Origin of the sequence: Vibrio sp. SG41-7, assembly GCF_014164465.1 — a bacterium.
GTDB lineage: Bacteria > Pseudomonadota > Gammaproteobacteria > Enterobacterales > Vibrionaceae > Vibrio > Vibrio splendidus.
In genome coordinates this window covers 1-16,939 of sequence record NZ_JACJFF010000103.1, presented here as the reverse complement: position 1 = coordinate 16,939, position 16,939 = coordinate 1, and the positions used below count along the sequence as shown (strand labels likewise).

Sequence of the window (16,939 nt, the reverse complement as noted above, 5' to 3'; positions counted from 1 at the left end):
ATCGAAACTTGCAAAAAGCGCGGCCTATCAGCAATGTCAGTTCTGAGTGAAATCATCACGTCAGTCGTTGAGAAGAAACCGTACCCGAACGTTTTTGATCTATAAACTGCACATGCTTCTTCAGGCATGGTAAGTCAAGATACCTCGGTGAACGTGTACAAATATCTTACTTGGTGTTACTCGTTTTGTACTTTCTTTGGTGGCCTGTGTTTTATTTTTGCAAATAAATTGTGAATAGATCACGAAATCACAGCAAACTACTCATTCATTCTCACCGCTAATGTTAAAATTTTATGTAAACGTTTCCATTCTGATTTCAGTGAACATTTTGCCTTAATAATCAGAGCTGATGAACAGCCGAAAGCAGTATGGAAATTGGGCGGTACCCTACAGGTCAGAAAAGAGAATGGTAATTATGAAGAAACAAATGCTTAAAGGAATGGTTACGACGGCTGTTGGTCTTGCTTGTCTAGGTAACACGGCTCTTGCTGAAGAAATTACAGTTTGGGCATGGGATCCTAACTTTAATATCGCAATCATGAAAGAAGCTGCGGCTGAGTACAAAAAGTCGAACCCTGATACAACATTTAAAATTGTCGACTTTGCTAAAGCTGATGTAGAGCAGAAATTACATACAATGCTGGCTTCTGGTGTGACATCTGCACTTCCTGACATTGTTCTTATCGAAGATTACAACGCTCAAAAATATCTACAATCATACCCAGGCTCATTTGCACCTATGACTGATGCTGTCGATTACAGCAAGTTCGCGCCTTATAAAGTAAGTCTTATGACCATGGATGATGATGTTTATGGCCTTCCGTTCGATACGGGTGTAACAGGTATGTATTACCGTACAGATATTCTTGAGAAAGCAGGTTATAAAGCGGAAGATTTAGAAAACATCACATGGCAACGCTTTATCGAAATAGGTAAAGACGTGAAGCAAAAAACAGGAATCGCAATGCTTGGCACAAACCCAGATGATCTTGGTCTGGTTCGTGTAATGATGCAATCTGGTGGTGAGTGGTATTTTAATCAAGATGGCTCCTTAAACATCAAAGATAACGAGTCACTAAAAGAGTCTCTAGAAGTATTTAAAGATTTGCTAAGCCCTGAAGTGTCGCGCCCAACAATCGGTTGGTCTGAGTGGGTAGGTTCAGTTAACCGTGGTCAAGTGGCTTCAATTACAACGGGTGTTTGGATTACGGCATCAGTAGAAGCAGGTAAAGATCAGTCGGGTTCTTGGGCAATTGCTCCGACCCCCCGTCTAAGTAAAGAAGGTTCTGTGAATAGCTCAAACCTAGGTGGCTCAAGCTGGTATGTTCTGAATGCCTCAGAAGAAAAGCAAGAGGCGATCGAGTTCCTCAACGAGACCTTTGGCTCAGACGCGGATTTCTACGCGACGATCCTGAAGAACCGTGGTGCCGTTGGTTCGTACGTCCCAGCTGCGAAGTCAGATGCTTACCAGCATGAGAGTGAATTCTTTTCGGGTCAGAAAATTTACTCTGATTTTTCTGGTTGGTTAACAGAGATTCCACAAGTGAATTACGGTATGTACACGTACGAAGTCGATGCTGCGTTAGGTTCAATGTTACCGGCTATTGCTCAAGGTGCTCCAATCGAGAAAGTACTGTCTGACGTTCAGCTGCAACTAGAATTTCAATTACGCTAATACTCTCTTTCTGGGCGTCAGATTTGACGTCCTTATTGTCTCAATTTTTTGCTTGCGGTTACTCTCATGCACACCACTAGAACTCTTGAAAATAAAGAGCAAACTAAAACAAAAAGCTTTCACCGCTTTTATGATATCAATGGTTGGACATTTGTTCTTCCAGCGGTAACGCTTGTTGCTCTATTTATGATTTACCCGATTTTGAACTCGCTATGGATGTCGATGCATTCAGGGCGTGGTGTCATGATGGAATTTGTTGGCTTTGATAATGTAGTACGTTTGTTTAACGACCCGTTCTTTATCAAATCACTGACAAATACATTTGTCTTTCTGTTAATACAAGTACCGATCATGATCTTACTATCATTGATCTTGTCGTCTTGTTTAAACGCTCCAAACTTAAAGTTCCGTAGCCTTTTCCGTCTAGCTATTTTCCTTCCTTGTGTAACGTCGCTGGTTGCATACTCAATCCTGTTTAAGAGTATGTTCTCTTATGAAGGCATTATTAACTCATTTCTGCTGTGGGCAAACATCGTTAGCGATCCCATTCCTTGGTTGTCGGATCCTTTCTGGGCAAAAGTAACCATTATAATCGCAATTACATGGCGCTGGACTGGCTACAACATGATCTTCTTCCTATCTGCAATGCAGAATATTGATAAATCGATTTATGAAGCAGCTCGCCTTGAAGGCGTTAGCCCGGTTAAACAATTCTTCTTTATTACAGTGCCTTTGTTAAAGCCAGTTATCTTGTTTACGACTGTGATGTCTACAATTGGCACCCTTCAACTGTTTGATGAAGTGGTGAACATCACTGCTGGTGGTCCGGCAAATGAGACCATGACTCTCTCGATGTACATCTACAACTTGTCATTCAAGTTTGTACCAAACTTTGGTTACGCAGCAACAGTGTCTTATGCAATCGTATTCTTTGCGGCAATCCTTGCCATCATGCAATTTAAGATCGCTAAGGATAAGTAATGAATAAACAAAATAAACTTTTACGCATGGCTATGTATGCGTTCCTGACTTTCATGTCATTTGTCTCATTGTTTCCGTTCTACTGGATGGTGGTATCAAGCACCAATACAACAACAGAAATTAACAAGGGTAAATTTACTTTTGGTGATCAGTTGTTTGCCAATATTTCCAAGTTAAGTGAGCAAATTGATCTTGGGCTGATTTTCTGGAATACCTCGAAGATCGCCATCATCAGCACTCTGTTTACTCTACTAATCTCTTCAATGGCTGGTTATGGCTTTGAGGTTTATAAGAGTAAGGTTCGTGACCGTGTTTATGGTGCGTTGCTCCTTACAATGATGATTCCGTTTGCTGCATTGATGATTCCGCTATTTACACTAATGGCGAAGATGCAACTTTTGGATACACACTTAGCGGTTATGCTGCCAACGATTGCTTCAGTATTCATCGTTTTCTACTTCCGTCAGTGTACGAAAGCGTTTCCTCAGGAATTGATAGATGCAGCTCGTGTGGACGGGGTTAAAGATTGGAAAATTTACCTGTTTGTCTATATGCCGGTGATGAAAACAACTTATGCAGCAGCCTTTATTATTGTCTTCATGGCTTCTTGGAATGCATTCTTGTGGCCACTAATTGTACTTCAGTCTGCTGAACTTAAAACGATTAACTTGGTGCTTTCGTCACTATCATCGGCTTACTTCCCAGACTTTGGCATCATTATGGTCGGAACTGTCGTTGCAACCATTCCAACGCTTGCAGTCTTCTTTGCAATGCAGAAACAATTTGTGGCTGGTATGACTGGCTCGGTGAAGTAATAAGGTATTTATCATGAGAACATTTGAACAAATTATTGCAGCACGTGAGTGGGAAAACCAACACATCACTCACCACAATGTATTGGAAGCGCATGTACCGCTTCGCGCGTACGCTTCTCAACAAGAAGCGTTGGAAAATCAAGGCTCAGGTAACCAAGTATCACTCAATGGTGACTGGAAGTTTAAGTTGTTTGAGCAGCCTGAAGCGGTCAATAGTGAGTCGGTAACCCCGAACTTTGACGACAGCCAATGGGATAATATCGTCGTGCCAAGTAACTGGCAGTTACAAGGGTACGATAAGGCAATCTATACCAATGTTAAATACCCTTTTGCCGATACTCCACCGACAGTGCCAAGTGACAACCCAACAGGTTTGTATCGCCTTACATTCAATCACCCCGTTTCATTTATGGGTAAGCGTCAAACGATCACCTTTGATGGCGTCAACTCTGCATTCCACCTTTGGTGTAATGGCACTTGGGTCGGGTACTCTCAAGATAGCCGATTAGCCGCTGAATTCGATCTCACTGACCTTCTAAAAGAAGGTGAGAACCAAATTTCTGTGATGGTGATTCGTTGGTCTGACGGTTCATACTTAGAAGACCAAGATATGTGGTGGCTGAGCGGTATTTTTCGTGATGTAACGCTGACGGCAAAGCCCCAAGTCGCGATTCAAGATGTTGAAGTTAAAACGCCTCTAGATGCTTGCTATCGAGATGGCTGGTTAGGAGTTGTCACTAACGTATCTGAAAAAAGCGAGGCTAACCGTGTAGACATTGAGCTTTTTGACGCACAGGGCCAATCTGTATTTGGTGTTAAATCGGCTCATTGTGGGCAGCGTATCATCGATGAAAAAGGCCCATGGATGGAACGCGCTGAGCATAAGGTTTATGTAGAAAACCCGCACAAATGGAGTGCTGAGTTCCCATACCTTTACCGAGTGGTGGTTTCACTGTTTAAAGGTGACGAACTGTTAGATTGTGAGGCATACAATGTCGGCTTCCGTAGTGTCGAAATTACGGGAGGTCAGCTTAAAGTTAACGGTAAGGCCATTTTAATTCGTGGTGTGAACCGTCATGAACACCATCCAGAATTGGGTCATACAATGACTCGTGAAAGCATGCTTGAGGATATTAAACTTCTTAAGCAACACAATTTTAACGCGGTTCGAACCGCTCATTACCCGAACGACCCTATGTGGTATGAGCTGTGCGATGAGTATGGTTTATACCTTGTAGATGAAGCAAACATTGAAACGCATGGCCAGTTCCCTATGTGTCGCTTGTCTGATGATTCAACTTGGTTGAATGCTTATATGCGTCGAATGACGCGTTTAGTTGAGCGTGATAAAAACCATCCGTCTATCATCATTTGGTCGCTTGGTAACGAGTCGGGTATTGGTGGCAACCACCATGCAATGTACCAATGGACTAAGCTTCGTGACTCATCTCGTCCAATTCAGTATGAAGGTGGAGGCTCTGATACGGCAGCAACGGACATCATCGTACCAATGTATGCACGTGTTGATAGCGATCAAGTTCATCATGTTGACCCTACCGTTACCCCTAAATTAGCACTGAAAAAGTGGCTAGGTATGCCTGGAGAGGATCGCCCACTCATTTTATGTGAATATGCGCATGCAATGGGCAATAGTCTTGGAAGCTTTGATAAGTACTGGAAAGCCTTCCGCGATTACCCACGACTACAAGGCGGATTCATTTGGGACTGGGTCGACCAAGGGATTACTAAAACAGATGAAACGGGTGAAAAGTATTGGGCTTATGGTGGAGACTTTGGTGACACAATCAATGACCGTCAATTCTGTATCAATGGATTAATATTCCCTGACCGAACAGTGCACCCAACAGTGCTAGAAGTAAAACAAGCACAAAAGTTCTATCAATTTGAGCTAAGAGATACGTCGCCACTTACACTACGAGTAACAAGTGAAAACCTGTTTACCTCTTCCGATAATGAACAACTTTATTGGACAATCACTGAAAACGGCAAAGTGATCAAATCGGGTGAGATTGAGTTGCTAGTCGGAGCAGAAGAATCTGTTGATATTCAGCTTGAACAGCGCCTACCTACACCTAAAGTTGGTAAGGTCTACCATTTAACCTTACAAGTAACATTGAGAAGTGCAACGCCCTGGGCTGAAGCTGGGCATGTTACTGCAACTGAACAGTTTGAATTACCCGTTTCTTCTGAACTGGAATTTGAAGCAGAAAAACCAGATGGCCAACTCACGGTGAAGGCTATGGATGAGGGCTTCGTTGTATCAGGCTCTGAGTTTGAATTGATTTTCAACAAGCGAACTGGTGTGCTTGATAGCTGGAAAAAACAAGGCAATGAGCAACTAGAGTCCGGTCCAGTTGATAACTTCTATCGCGCTCCATTAGACAATGACATCGGTGTCAGTGAAGCTGACCGGGTTGACCCTAACGCATGGGCGACTCGTTGGGATGTAGCGGGTCTACCTAAATTAGAATCTGCATGTATTGATGTTAAAGTTGTTGAGCATCATGATTTTGTTGAAGTAAAGGCTCGATTTGTTCATCAACATCAGGGTCGAACGGTGCTTGCTACAACTTGGGGTTACGAGATTCTAGCTAACGGTCAGGTTTCAATTGATGTTGATGTCAAAGCGGCTAAAGGATTATCTCCATTGCCACGAGTAGGAATGACGCTTGCACTTCCTCAAAAGGAGCAACACGTCGAATGGTTTGGTCGAGGTCCGCATGAAAACTACCCAGATCGTCTTCAAGCTGCACACTTTGGTTATTATACCGCGGAACAAGCTCAGCTTCACACCCCTTATATTTTTCCGTCAGAGAGTGGACTGCGTTGTGATGTAACTCAGTTAAAGGTAGGCAACCTTTCGGTACAAGGTCAGTTCCACTTTGGTGTTAACCGTTATGAGCAATCAAATATCGCTCAAGCTAAACACACTAATGAACTCGAAGATAGCGGAAAACTCTTTGTTAATCTGGATGGCTTTCATATGGGAGTTGGCGGTGATGACTCGTGGACTCCGAGCGTACATGAAGAATTTAAATTAGTCGCAGAGCGTTATCGTTATCAAGTAACCCTTGCATTCTAATCAAATAACTATACTAGGGGGCTGGTCTACACTGGACTCCCATACAAAAAGTTAATAAGCCGTATTGTTAATCTGATGTATTGACGAGACGGTATTAGAGCCTTGTTTAGGCTCAAGTGAAACAAATTAAGGAAATAGAAGATGGCTGATATCAACTTATCCAATGTTGTTAAGCGTTATGGTGATAGTACAGTAATTCACGGTGTAGATCTGGATATAAAACATGGTGAATTCGTCGTGTTTGTTGGCCCATCTGGCTGTGGTAAGTCGACGTTACTTCGCCTTATTGCTGGTCTAGAAGAGATCACCGATGGTGAGCTGAGTATTGACAATAAAGTGGTCAACCATGTTGATCCTGCTGAGCGTGGCATTGCCATGGTGTTCCAATCTTATGCTCTATACCCACACCTAACGGTGAAAGAAAATATGGGCTTTGGTATGAAGATGAATGGCTTTCCAAAAGATGAAATTAAGAAACGTGTTGACCGTGCAGCGAAAGCACTACAACTCGACCACTTAATGGATCGCAAGCCAAAAGACATGTCGGGTGGTCAGCGTCAGCGTGTCGCAATCGGGCGTGCTATTGTTCGTGATCCCAAAGTATTTCTATTTGATGAGCCTCTATCAAACTTAGATGCAGAGCTGCGTGTTGATATGCGTTTGCAAATTTCTAGTCTGCACCGAGAGTTGGCGACGACCATGGTATACGTAACGCATGATCAGGTTGAAGCGATGACGTTAGCAGACAAGATTGTTGTTCTGCGTGATGGTCGTATTGAACAAGTGGGCTCTCCTTTAGAACTTTACAATCGCCCGGCGAATGAATTCGTTGCTGGCTTTATTGGTTCTCCGAAGATGAATATGTTGCCTGCAACGGTGATTAATGCTGGAGATAGCAGCGCAACGATTCGCTTGGTAGATGGTTTAGTCATCACGGTTCCGGTAGAGCAAGGGGCTATTAGAGAAAATGATAAAGTAACCTTTGGTCTGCGCCCAGAACATATAGCGGTCGGTCGTGAGGAGGCTGAGCCTCTACACTTTAAGACTAATGCAGTGGAACGCTTAGGTAATAGCACTTATTTGTTTGGTGAAGTCGGCGGCTTCAACGATTTTAAAGTACATGTTTCTGGCGATAAAGCTGTAGAGCGTGGTGAAGACATTGAATTGAGCTTCAACCTAGAAGATTGCCATATCTTCAAAGATGGTGTATGTATATCGAATTTATAACTCGTTAATGTTATGAAAAAATGACATTGGACTAAGTTCAAAGCCACCTTGAGTCTTAAGCGGATTAAGGTGGTTTTTTTGTTTGGTAAGAGAGCATCATGATTTCTTCATTTATCCAGCTACATAGTGATGTAGTGAGTATTGTTATCAAGTTATCATCGGCACCAGAAATCGTTTATTGGGGGGCGCAATTGGGTTGCCTGTCTGATACTCAGCTTGAGCACATAGCATCTGTGACTTCTAGAGCGGTTCCGCAAGCACGTCTCGATCACGACGTACCCGTTTCACTTTGTCCTGAAATAGGGCGAGGTACCTATGGTTCTCCTGGTTTAGAAGGGCACCACTTTGGTCGGCACTCGACGCCAATTTTTGAGTATCATTCGCACACGCAAACCGATAATCAGGTTGCGATTCGCTGCATTGATGATATCGCTAAGCTAGAGTTATTGATTTCACTTTCGATGGATAGTAAAACAGGCGTGGTGAGAAAGTCGATTCAGTTAACCAACAATAATGAAAGTGCGTATCAACTGAATAAGTTAGTGCTTACTTTGCCCTTGCCATATCATGCGAAAGAGCTGGAATCTTACACAGGTCGTTGGAGCCGTGAATTTCAGCCACAAAGAGCTCAACTTGAGCACGGTGTTTTCACACAAGAGAACCGCCGTGGTCGAACGTCTCATGAGTATTTCCCAGGCTGCTTAATTGGCTCTCACGCCTTTAGCGAGGAGAAAGGCGAAGTGTGGGGTTTTCATCTGGCTTGGAGTGGTAACCATAGCTGGCGAGCAGAAGCGAAAAGTGATGGTCGTCGTTTTGTTCAGGCTGGCGAACTGCTGTTTGCGGGGGAAATTGAGTTGGCACAAGGGGAGTCTTACACTACACCAGAGCTCTACGCTTCCTATAGTCAAAAAGGTATTAACGGTTTACGTAAAGCCAACCACAGTTATGTAAGGGAGCACTTACTTAAGTTTGATGTAAGCAAACCAAGACCCGTTCATCTTAATTCTTGGGAGGGAATCTATTTTGAGCACGATCCAGAATACATTTGCGAAATGGCAACCCAAGCTGCACAGATTGGTGTCGAACGTTTCATTATTGATGATGGTTGGTTTAAAGGTCGCGACCACGATAAAGCGGCGCTTGGTGATTGGGTTTTTGACCGTAACAAGTATCCAAATGGCTTAACGCCAGTCATTGAACACGTGAACAAGTTAGGCATGGAGTTTGGTATTTGGGTTGAGCCTGAGATGTTCAACCCAGACTCAGATCTATTCCGAACACACCCAGATTGGTTGTTGGCCGCTGGGGGATACCCTACACCGATGGGACGCTACCAATACGTTTTGAACTTGCAAAACCAAGATTGCTTTGGTTATCTGTACAAGTGCTTGGATGAACTGCTAAGTGAGAATAACATCGGCTACGTTAAGTGGGACATGAACCGTGAGTTGGTTCAGGCAACACATAACGATCGTGCTGCTGTGCATGGCCAAACCAAAGCTGTATATCGCTTATTGGACAAGTTGGTCGCAGCACACCCAGAAGTTGAGATTGAATCTTGTTCCTCAGGTGGTGGCCGCATTGACTATGAGATCTTGAAACGAACTTACCGTTTCTGGACGTCTGATTGCAATGATGCCCTTGAGCGTCAAACCATTCAGAAGAACATGGGTATCTTCTTCCCGCCAGAGGTGATGGGCGCACATATTGGTCCACAACATAGCCATACTACTCGTCGTCAACATGATATCAATTTGCGTGGAATTACGGCGCTTGCTGGACATATGGGTGTAGAGCTTGATCCAGTAAAAGAAAACGAAGAAGAGAAGCAAGCATTTGCTAAATACATTGCATTGCACAAGCAATATCGCCATCTGCTTCATTCGGGTGATAGCTTCTATCTAGATAATAATGATAAGACACGTCATGCTTACGGTGTGTATAACGCTCGTGAAGCGCTGTTGACGGTTAGCCAGCTAGCCATGCCCGATTACATGCTTCCTGAGCCAGTTCGCTTATCGATCTTCGACCCTGATTCCGAGTATAAGATTAAGCTGGTGGAATACCCGAAAACCAGTGCCGGATTGATGAAAGTGATGCCTGATTGGGTTGAGCAGGGCGAAGTCGTTATAAGTGGCGCAATACTGAAACAAGTGGGTATTACTCTGCCAGTGTTAGACCCTGAGGCGTGCCTTCTTATTCATATGGAGAAGATTTAATTTCTGGTAAACTTAAGGCCAAAAGTAAAGATAGTACCTATTTATTCTGTGGATCCAGAAAACAACGGATTTACTCGTGGATGAATGCCAATTCCAAAATTACAGCGTTAGCTGTTTGTAATTTTTCTCAACGCTTTAGCGTTGTAACCAGTAAGTACCCCGGGCATACCCGGGAGTATCTACGTTGATGACCAAATATGAGGTCACTTATTGGTGATAGTGAGTCGAAAGTCAAAAGATTGTACGGATGGCAATGCTTTATCAATCGATGGCTTTATTCTGTTGAGGGTTCCCTAAACAGGCTATTACTCATAGCGCTCGAGGTAATTAGTACTGTTCGAAAGAGTGTTGATATCTCATAAGTACTTGTAATGTAAAACAAAGCATGAGTAGGAAAGGAAGCTTTTGGGAGGTGAATGTGTCGAGAGCTTCTTCCATTCAATGAAAGTTGGAGTAATTCAATACGAGCGAGCACAGTGCTCTTGGGTATCTAAGCTGAGTTAACTTTGAAAGGCAATAAATATGTCGCTTAATGAGGTGTCCAGTCTGACGAGACACCGCATGATGAAGTGAAGGACCACGATGCGCTACTCTCGCTTTTCTTATTAATACTAATGAAAAAGCTCAACTTAAGAGGGTTTAATCGTCCTCTTGTTTTTTATTCACAATTTGTATGACTGTCTTAGCCAACATACTTAAAGCCTCTCTCCGATCTTCCAAGTAATCATTTTGATTATAGATACCTTCAACACCTTTTAACTTGTGATTCAAGCATCTCTCGGCGACTTCGCCGGGAGTACCCTGTTTTGCCAGTAGCGTGCGGCAAGTGCGGCGTAGGTCATGTACAGTAAAGTGCAGCATGTCGCCCATCAAGTTAGGCGGTTGCTTCTTCTTACCAGCTTCATGTCCAAATAGCTTAGTAATCGCTCTATTGAGCGTGTCCGGGCCCATGTGAGGGCTCTTGCTAGCTCTTCTACTCGGAAACACGTAATCAGCGCCAAAACCTCTTACCTTTAACTCCTCAAGCCACCCCAACACTTCTGGTGCTAATGGAATGGTAAAACCCACATTGGTTTTACTACGCTCCTTTGGTAAGTGCCATAAGCCATTCTATAGCTCAAACTCTTCCCATTTAGCTTCACACAATTCAGATTTACGCACACCTAAACAAACCAATAATGCACAAGCTAGGTAGTTATCGCGGCTAAAGTTAGTGCTGTTCTCTCTAGCGATACTAAAGAACTGTTTCAATTCATCTTCAGTCAAGAAACGATCTTTACTTTGTTCTATGCCGCCTGCATCCTTCACAGTAAATGCAGAGGCCGGATTACCTTGAAGAAGGTCTAGCTTCATCCCGTGATTAAATAACTGTTTACAGTGACCTAGAGCATCATTGGCTATAGTCGGGCGACCAGAGTCATTAATCGCAGTGATTGTTGTGCGAATATCACGTGCGGTAATCTTATCGAGAGGGATGTCACCTATGTGTGGTGCTATATCTTTAGTGTAAACACGTTTGGGGATATTAGGGTGTTTAAGGCGCTTAACTAAGGTGGGGTACCAATCTTCGAATAAGTCATTAACGGTTTTAATGCTTTCCTGTTCGGCACGTCTGTGTTGTATGAGGGGATCAAAGCCTTCTTTCACTTGTTTCATTTTAGTGGCGGCTTCGAGGCGAGCGTTAGATAAGGAAAGGTCATTGACCTTACCAAGCGTCATTTCACGGCGCTTTTTATTAGAGGTAAAGCGTAGCATCCAGCTTGCAGTACCTGACGCTGGAACCTCTAGGTATAAGCCTTCACCATCAGCATGGCGTTGTGTTCTCTCGCCACCAGCCTTAATGAGCGCTTCTACTTTCTTTACGGACAACTTAGCAATAACTCACCTCTAATCGTAACTGATCTTGGTGAATACTTTTTTACCCACCACCTATCTTGATGGTAAGTCATCATACCCACCACGTTAACCACCAGTTGGTGGTGGTTAAGGGTGTGTTAAAGAATACAGTGGTGGAAAGTGTTTTTATCTAAGTTGTTGTATTTTAATGATGTAAATACAGTTAAATACAAGTGTAACTATTATTCAATGTTCTGAATTTGAATGTGGATTTAAATTGTAAACTTATTAAAAGTCAGATGGATGAGGTTAGCTTTGTCTTCATTGTTAATTATTGACCACCAATTTAACCACCAGTGGTTCACTTCCTAGATACGAGCCTATTAGGCTATGAATTACCTTACCTCAACCCCTTGCCTGACGCAAAATATCAGCTTTGAGTATCCCTTCTACAGTTACGTGATAGTCACCCATATTTTTATGGGTGCTATAGTATCCATAAGTCACAAAATGACGCTATAATAGGTGTTATTGTGTCCATTATGGCTGCGTATGAACTTTTCACTTTTAGATGATACCGATGTAAGCCAGGCTTTTGCTACTCATCTTCGAGGCTTGCGCAAACAAGCGAAGCTATCGCGAGAGGCGCTAGCCCAGCGTAGTTGTGTACCTGCTTCAACCATAAAAAAGTTTGAACTCACCGGGCAAATTTCATTTCGTCAGATGCTGCTTTTGTGGCAGTCGTTGGACTCACTAGATAGGCTTTATCAACTGACACAAACCACGGCTGACCGCAGTGTTTTACCGACCAGTATAGAAGAGGTGCTTAAAGATGAGCTTTAAATCCATTCAAAAGCTGAATGTGGAGCGCACTCTCACAACGGGCGAAACGGTATCGGTGGGTATATTAGCGCAAAACCGCCAAGGTGTTTTCTTTCAGTACGATGAAAGTTATCTAAGCACGTTTGGCAATTTATCCCCCTTTACTCTTCAAGGAGATGTGCGATTACAGCAAGCACCGAAAGGGCCACACCAAGGCATTCACGGTGTTTTTGGTGATAGTCTTCCCGACGGTTGGGGTTTGTTATTGCAAGATCGTGTATTCCGCCAACAGGGTATTTTGTCAGCACAAGTAACAGCAATGGACAGGCTGGCTTTTGTTGGCCAGCAAGGAATGGGGGCATTGTCTTTTACCCCTGTATCTGAGCTCTCATTAGATCTGCCTTCAGATATTGATTTGGAAACACTTGGTCTGGAAGCACAAACCTTGTTTGACCAGTCCCTCTCTGATGAGTTAGACGGTAGCACTGCGCAAGTGTTAGCAACATTGGTAGCCGTCGGCAGTTCCGGCGGTGCTCGCCCTAAAGCGCAAATTTATATGCCTGCTGGCGACGCGACGCAATGCCGTACTTATGCGCAACCTGGCGATGAAGCATGGCTAGTTAAGTTTACTTCGAAGAACTTAGCATTGGGCCACGAAGAAGGTTTGTGTGAAGCGGTCTATTTAGAAATGGCTGAGCAGGCAAAATGTCAGCCACCAATGTGGCAGCTAATTGAAGCACCTGCGAGTAGCGGTGCTAAAGCATGGCTTGCGTTGAAGCGATTCGATTACTTACCTGCGCAAGATAATGTTGGGCGTTTACATATGCACAGTGCTTGTGGCTTGTTGGATGCTGATTTTCGAAGCCCGAGCTTAGATTACAGCGATCTGATTAAGGCCAGCCGTCAACTCTGTAAATCTCCCGCTGCTGGGCAACTTCAATTTCGTCGCGCAATGTTTAACTTGTTTTCAGCTAACCAAGACGATCACAGTAAAAACTGGGGCTTTTTACAAGCCGATGATGGAAGCTGGCAACTCGCACCATTTTACGATGTAACGTTTAGCCCTCACCCATTTAATGAACATGCCACCGCCTTTGCAGGGTACGGAAAAGCGCCACCACTCAAAGTGATGCAAAAGCTCGCGGCTAGTGCAGGCTTTGCTAATTGGAAGGAAGCGCAGCAATGCATTCAAGAGGTAGTGGATGCCATTAGTCAGTTTAGGCCGCTTGCTGAGCAACACGGGGTGAGTAAGACCACCGTGTCTGCGATAGAAAAAACACTCGCAGAGCGCAAGCAAGAAAATGCGACACTTTTAGCTTGAGATGATGTTCGTTTGAGGTGATGTTTTTTAAGGTGACGTAGCATTAAGATAAATAAGACGAGTAGATAAAACATGAAACCAGGTCGAAATGAACCTTGCCCTTGTGGCAGCGGTAAAAAGTACAAACGTTGCTGCATGAACAGTATCTCTAAGCAACACGCATCAATTCTGGATGATATAGAGCAAGTTTCTGCAATGAACCCTAACTTATCTTTAGAAGAACTCAATATCGTTGCAGAGCAAAAAATGAAGGCAGCTAATGATCGGCCTCATCCTGATTTCGGTGGCCTTTCGCCAACACAAATGAGCAATTGGTTATATGCGCCTTTCAGTGACTTGGAAGGGGTAACAATACACACGCCAGATAACCTAAAAACCAGCCCTGTGATGCGTTACTTAGCATTGATATTAGATGAAGCCATGCAAGGCGACGGCTCGTTTAAAGCCACCAGCAAAGGTAACTTGCCGACAAAAATTGTTAAGCAGGCTAGTGATCTATTACCAGAATTTGCAGTCTCTGAATTTGAACGACACATCAGTATCAGTGAATATGCAGGCAGTAACGAGGATAAGTTTAATGCCTTGCATTACTGCCGAGTACTGGCAGAGATTGCGGGTATTATTTATCGTCGCAGTGGCTGTTATCATGTTAAAAAAGCAGCTCAAAAGCAGTACCTAGCACACGGTATTCAAGCGTTCTTTATCCCGATGCTCGAAGCGGCAACCTCTCAGTATAACTGGGGCTACCTAGATGGGTGGGAGCACGATGTTGATTTAAGAACCTTCTGGGTATTCATGTTGTGGCGCTTGCATCGTCATGGTAATACGGAACAGTTGATTGAAGAACTGATTACCGCATTCCCTGATTTACTGTTGGGGTGCCCTGAGGATGAGTACAGGTCTTCGAGTCAGTTACTAGGCACAATGATTGAATCGCGCTTTATTAAACGTTTCTTGGAGTTTTGGGGCTTTGTGACGGTTGCACCAATGAGGCATGTTGATGATTTTCGGATGCCAAATAAAGTAGAAGTGCAACCATTGATGAAGCAAGTTTTCCAATTCGATGTTTAGCGTGAATTAGAAGAGCAAGGTAAGGTCTTTTAGCTTAAGAGTTTTTCACGTTGTTCGAGAGCGAGAGTAATCGTACATAGGCTTATTTGTTTGATGACTGCTTCATAACATCAACGAAGCATGTTGTTTTAGTCTAGTTTTAGCTTTCAAGTTTATGATAAGTATAAATTTAAATTTGCTTGATCGTTGCTTGATAACTTTCGTCAACCTATAAGTAAAACCAATACAGATATATTTCATCTTCCTGGATAAACCGATAACCAGGAGAATATGATGGAAATTATTCCAAACCGCAGTGACCGCTTTCTTCGACTACGCGATGTGATGGAAGTTACAACGCTGTGCCGCAGCAGTATCTACCTCTTGATTAAAGCAGGTGACTTTCCTTGCAACTACGCTGTGATGGGCAAACGCAAAGCCTGGCTTGAAAGCGAGGTGCAAGCTTGGTTGCTAGCAAGAGTCAGTGCTTCTTATTAGTGTAAGTATCAGACTAGAGACCATCGCTAATCTATAGCGGGTTAGCTATGGCCTCTTATCTGTATCAGTACGTTATGTAAGAACAATCACTAATGGAGCTTGATTAGAGTTTTTCAGGCCCATTAAGCTGTTCAAACTCTTTATCGATAAGCTCTTTTATTACCGCATTAATTTTTTCACCTTTATGCTCGGCGAGCCAATCTAAACGTTTGCTAGTCCGCTCAATCATTGATATCCCACGGGACTTAGGGTCGTTTTTCTTGCTTCTGGCTGTCATTTGATTCCAGGCCAGGCCAGGCCAAGCGAGCTTGCGTGAATAAGTATTTATTCTCTTTTGGATCTTGCAAAAATGCGTAATCAAATTCTGCTTTTAAAGCTAAGTAATGCTCTTCGTTAGTGGCCGGGTCCCAAGGTAAGCGAAAGTACTTATCTTGTTTTTCCACATAGTCACATAACCATTCCACTTTTTTATTTTGTGGATACAGAAAACCACGGGTTTACCCGTGGATGAATGCCAATTCCAAAATTACAGCGTAAGCTGTTTGTAATTTTGGTCAACGCTTTAGCGTTGTCACGGTAAGTACCCCGGGCATGCCCGGGGGAATCTTCGGTCTTTACCATTGAGCCACTTGGAGAACTTTTTGTTGGTTTCTTCTTGTAGGCTCGTTGACCAAGCTTCTTTAAGAATATTCATGATGTATTGCTGTCCTTTAAGCCCAATTTCACCATAAAGAAAAGCGGACTCAATGATTTTAAATCTATCCTTATGGCTGTGAGGCATCATTGTCCTCGTATGTATTTCGAAGAGCTTCAGGGAATTATCGCGGTCTAAAATACTACGTAGGTCCCCTCTTTCTGCATTGGTTTTGAATGCATCACGTTCCCATTTAAAGCGCTCACTATCCTCTTCTCGGGGAGCGTGTAGAGAGCTTCTTTTTAGAAAGTAATAGCAAAAAGCGCAGGTTCTGGGGTCATCCTTTATCCACCTGAATATTTGCTGTTTGGCTATTACATGGTTTCTTAGGATCTCTATTTGAAGGAAAAACAAACTCTCTATGTCCGCTAATCGGCTTCATTACTTCGAGTAGCTCAAGAGCTTGCTCAGTAAGTGGAATGCGGTGCTCTCTGCGCTTTTTCATACGTTCGGCTGGAATGGTCCAAACTTTTCCGTTGATATCAATTTCGTCCCATTTAGAACCTGAAGCCTCGGAAGGGCGAGTCATAGTGTGCAGTTGCCATTCTAATAAACAGCGAGTAGTGCGCTTGATACTAAGGGCGCGAATATACTTTGTTAATCTGATGTAAAAAGAACTTTTTCCCTGTAATCTTTATTCCATGCGGCTTGGTTCATCTTTCTTGGTACAGACAAGTTACCCTCTGATTTTCTAAATA

The 16,939-nt window shown here is 43.4% G+C and carries 12 protein-coding genes and 3 pseudogenes; 11 read left to right on the top strand and 4 right to left on the bottom strand.

Annotated elements, in window-relative coordinates; translation table 11 throughout:
* The first annotated feature begins 415 nt into the window (after positions 1 to 415).
* The 7 genes and pseudogenes from H5300_RS20440 to H5300_RS28045 form a co-directional block, all read left to right on the top strand.
* The gene (locus tag H5300_RS20440; protein WP_182796729.1) at positions 416 to 1,675 is read left to right on the top strand and encodes an ABC transporter substrate-binding protein; all 1,260 of its coding nucleotides are present in this window, start codon (positions 416 to 418) and stop codon (positions 1,673 to 1,675) included.
* Positions 1,676 to 1,741: 66 nt separating this feature from the next.
* Positions 1,742 to 2,656: a carbohydrate ABC transporter permease gene (locus H5300_RS20435; RefSeq protein ID WP_182796728.1), complete on the top strand. Its 915-nt coding sequence runs from the start codon at positions 1,742 to 1,744 to the stop codon at positions 2,654 to 2,656.
* Entirely contained in the window at positions 2,656 to 3,471 is an 816-nt protein-coding gene (locus H5300_RS20430) for a carbohydrate ABC transporter permease (RefSeq protein WP_182796727.1), read from the top strand. The genes H5300_RS20435 and H5300_RS20430 overlap by 1 nt, the downstream gene beginning before the upstream one ends.
* A 13-nt stretch (positions 3,472 to 3,484) precedes the next feature.
* Complete coding sequence (locus H5300_RS20425) at positions 3,485 to 6,574, top strand: beta-galactosidase (protein WP_182796726.1); 3,090 nt, start codon at positions 3,485 to 3,487, stop codon at positions 6,572 to 6,574.
* 141 nt (positions 6,575 to 6,715) lie between these two features.
* Positions 6,716 to 7,801 (top strand): ABC transporter ATP-binding protein, encoded by a 1,086-nt coding sequence (locus H5300_RS20420; RefSeq protein WP_182796725.1) that lies wholly within the window; start codon positions 6,716 to 6,718, stop codon positions 7,799 to 7,801.
* 101 nt (positions 7,802 to 7,902) lie between these two features.
* A complete protein-coding gene (locus H5300_RS20415; protein WP_405055144.1) occupies positions 7,903 to 10,020 on the top strand; it encodes an alpha-galactosidase in 2,118 nt (705 codons plus the stop codon).
* A gap of 286 nt (positions 10,021 to 10,306) precedes the next feature.
* Positions 10,307 to 10,488, top strand: a pseudogene (locus tag H5300_RS28045) (IS3 family transposase); the annotation flags it as partial.
* A gap of 171 nt (positions 10,489 to 10,659) precedes the next feature.
* On the opposite strand, the pseudogene H5300_RS20410 reads toward H5300_RS28045, so the two are convergent.
* Positions 10,660 to 11,898: pseudogene (locus H5300_RS20410) on the bottom strand (tyrosine-type recombinase/integrase).
* 510 nt (positions 11,899 to 12,408) lie between these two features.
* Here H5300_RS20410 and H5300_RS20405 point away from each other — a divergent pair.
* From H5300_RS20405 to H5300_RS20390, 4 genes are all read left to right on the top strand, one after another.
* Complete coding sequence (locus H5300_RS20405) at positions 12,409 to 12,699, top strand: helix-turn-helix transcriptional regulator (protein ID WP_182796723.1); 291 nt, start codon at positions 12,409 to 12,411, stop codon at positions 12,697 to 12,699.
* Complete coding sequence (locus tag H5300_RS20400; protein ID WP_182796722.1) at positions 12,689 to 13,999, top strand: type II toxin-antitoxin system HipA family toxin; 1,311 nt, start codon at positions 12,689 to 12,691, stop codon at positions 13,997 to 13,999. Before H5300_RS20405 ends, H5300_RS20400 begins: the two co-directional genes overlap by 11 nt.
* 72 nt (positions 14,000 to 14,071) lie before the next feature.
* Complete coding sequence (locus H5300_RS20395; protein ID WP_182796721.1) at positions 14,072 to 15,070, top strand: SEC-C domain-containing protein; 999 nt, start codon at positions 14,072 to 14,074, stop codon at positions 15,068 to 15,070.
* A 273-nt stretch (positions 15,071 to 15,343) separates the two neighbouring features.
* On the top strand, positions 15,344 to 15,547 hold the full coding sequence (locus H5300_RS20390; protein WP_182796720.1) for an AlpA family transcriptional regulator: 204 nt from the start codon (positions 15,344 to 15,346) through the stop codon (positions 15,545 to 15,547).
* 103 nt (positions 15,548 to 15,650) lie between these two features.
* Here the strand turns inward: H5300_RS20390 and H5300_RS28040 are convergent, their stop codons facing one another.
* The 3 genes and pseudogenes from H5300_RS28040 to H5300_RS20380 all read right to left on the bottom strand — a co-directional run.
* The gene (locus H5300_RS28040) at positions 15,651 to 15,776 is read right to left on the bottom strand and encodes a hypothetical protein (protein ID WP_259397835.1); all 126 of its coding nucleotides are present in this window, start codon (positions 15,774 to 15,776) and stop codon (positions 15,651 to 15,653) included.
* A gap of 16 nt (positions 15,777 to 15,792) precedes the next feature.
* Entirely contained in the window at positions 15,793 to 15,990 is a 198-nt protein-coding gene (locus H5300_RS20385) for a hypothetical protein (RefSeq protein WP_182796719.1), read from the bottom strand.
* 534 nt (positions 15,991 to 16,524) lie between these two features.
* Positions 16,525 to 16,818 (bottom strand): annotated as a pseudogene (locus tag H5300_RS20380) (tyrosine-type recombinase/integrase); the annotation flags it as partial.
* Between the last annotated feature and the right edge of the window lie 121 nt (positions 16,819 to 16,939).

What these genes read in the sequence shown, in the direction of transcription:
- H5300_RS20440 (WP_182796729.1), top strand. Translation starts at nt 416, where the DNA reads ATGAAGAAACAAATGCTTAAAGGAATGGTTACGACGGCTGTTGGTCTT.
- H5300_RS20435 (WP_182796728.1), top strand. Translation starts at nt 1,742, where the DNA reads ATGCACACCACTAGAACTCTTGAAAATAAAGAGCAAACTAAAACAAAA.
- H5300_RS20430 (WP_182796727.1), top strand. Translation starts at nt 2,656, where the DNA reads ATGAATAAACAAAATAAACTTTTACGCATGGCTATGTATGCGTTCCTG.
- H5300_RS20425 (WP_182796726.1), top strand. Translation starts at nt 3,485, where the DNA reads ATGAGAACATTTGAACAAATTATTGCAGCACGTGAGTGGGAAAACCAA.
- H5300_RS20420 (WP_182796725.1), top strand. Translation starts at nt 6,716, where the DNA reads ATGGCTGATATCAACTTATCCAATGTTGTTAAGCGTTATGGTGATAGT.
- H5300_RS20405 (WP_182796723.1), top strand. Translation starts at nt 12,409, where the DNA reads ATGAACTTTTCACTTTTAGATGATACCGATGTAAGCCAGGCTTTTGCT.
- H5300_RS20400 (WP_182796722.1), top strand. Translation starts at nt 12,689, where the DNA reads ATGAGCTTTAAATCCATTCAAAAGCTGAATGTGGAGCGCACTCTCACA.
- H5300_RS20395 (WP_182796721.1), top strand. Translation starts at nt 14,072, where the DNA reads ATGAAACCAGGTCGAAATGAACCTTGCCCTTGTGGCAGCGGTAAAAAG.
- H5300_RS20390 (WP_182796720.1), top strand. Translation starts at nt 15,344, where the DNA reads ATGGAAATTATTCCAAACCGCAGTGACCGCTTTCTTCGACTACGCGAT.
- H5300_RS28040 (WP_259397835.1), bottom strand. Translation starts at nt 15,776, where the DNA reads ATGATTGAGCGGACTAGCAAACGTTTAGATTGGCTCGCCGAGCATAAA.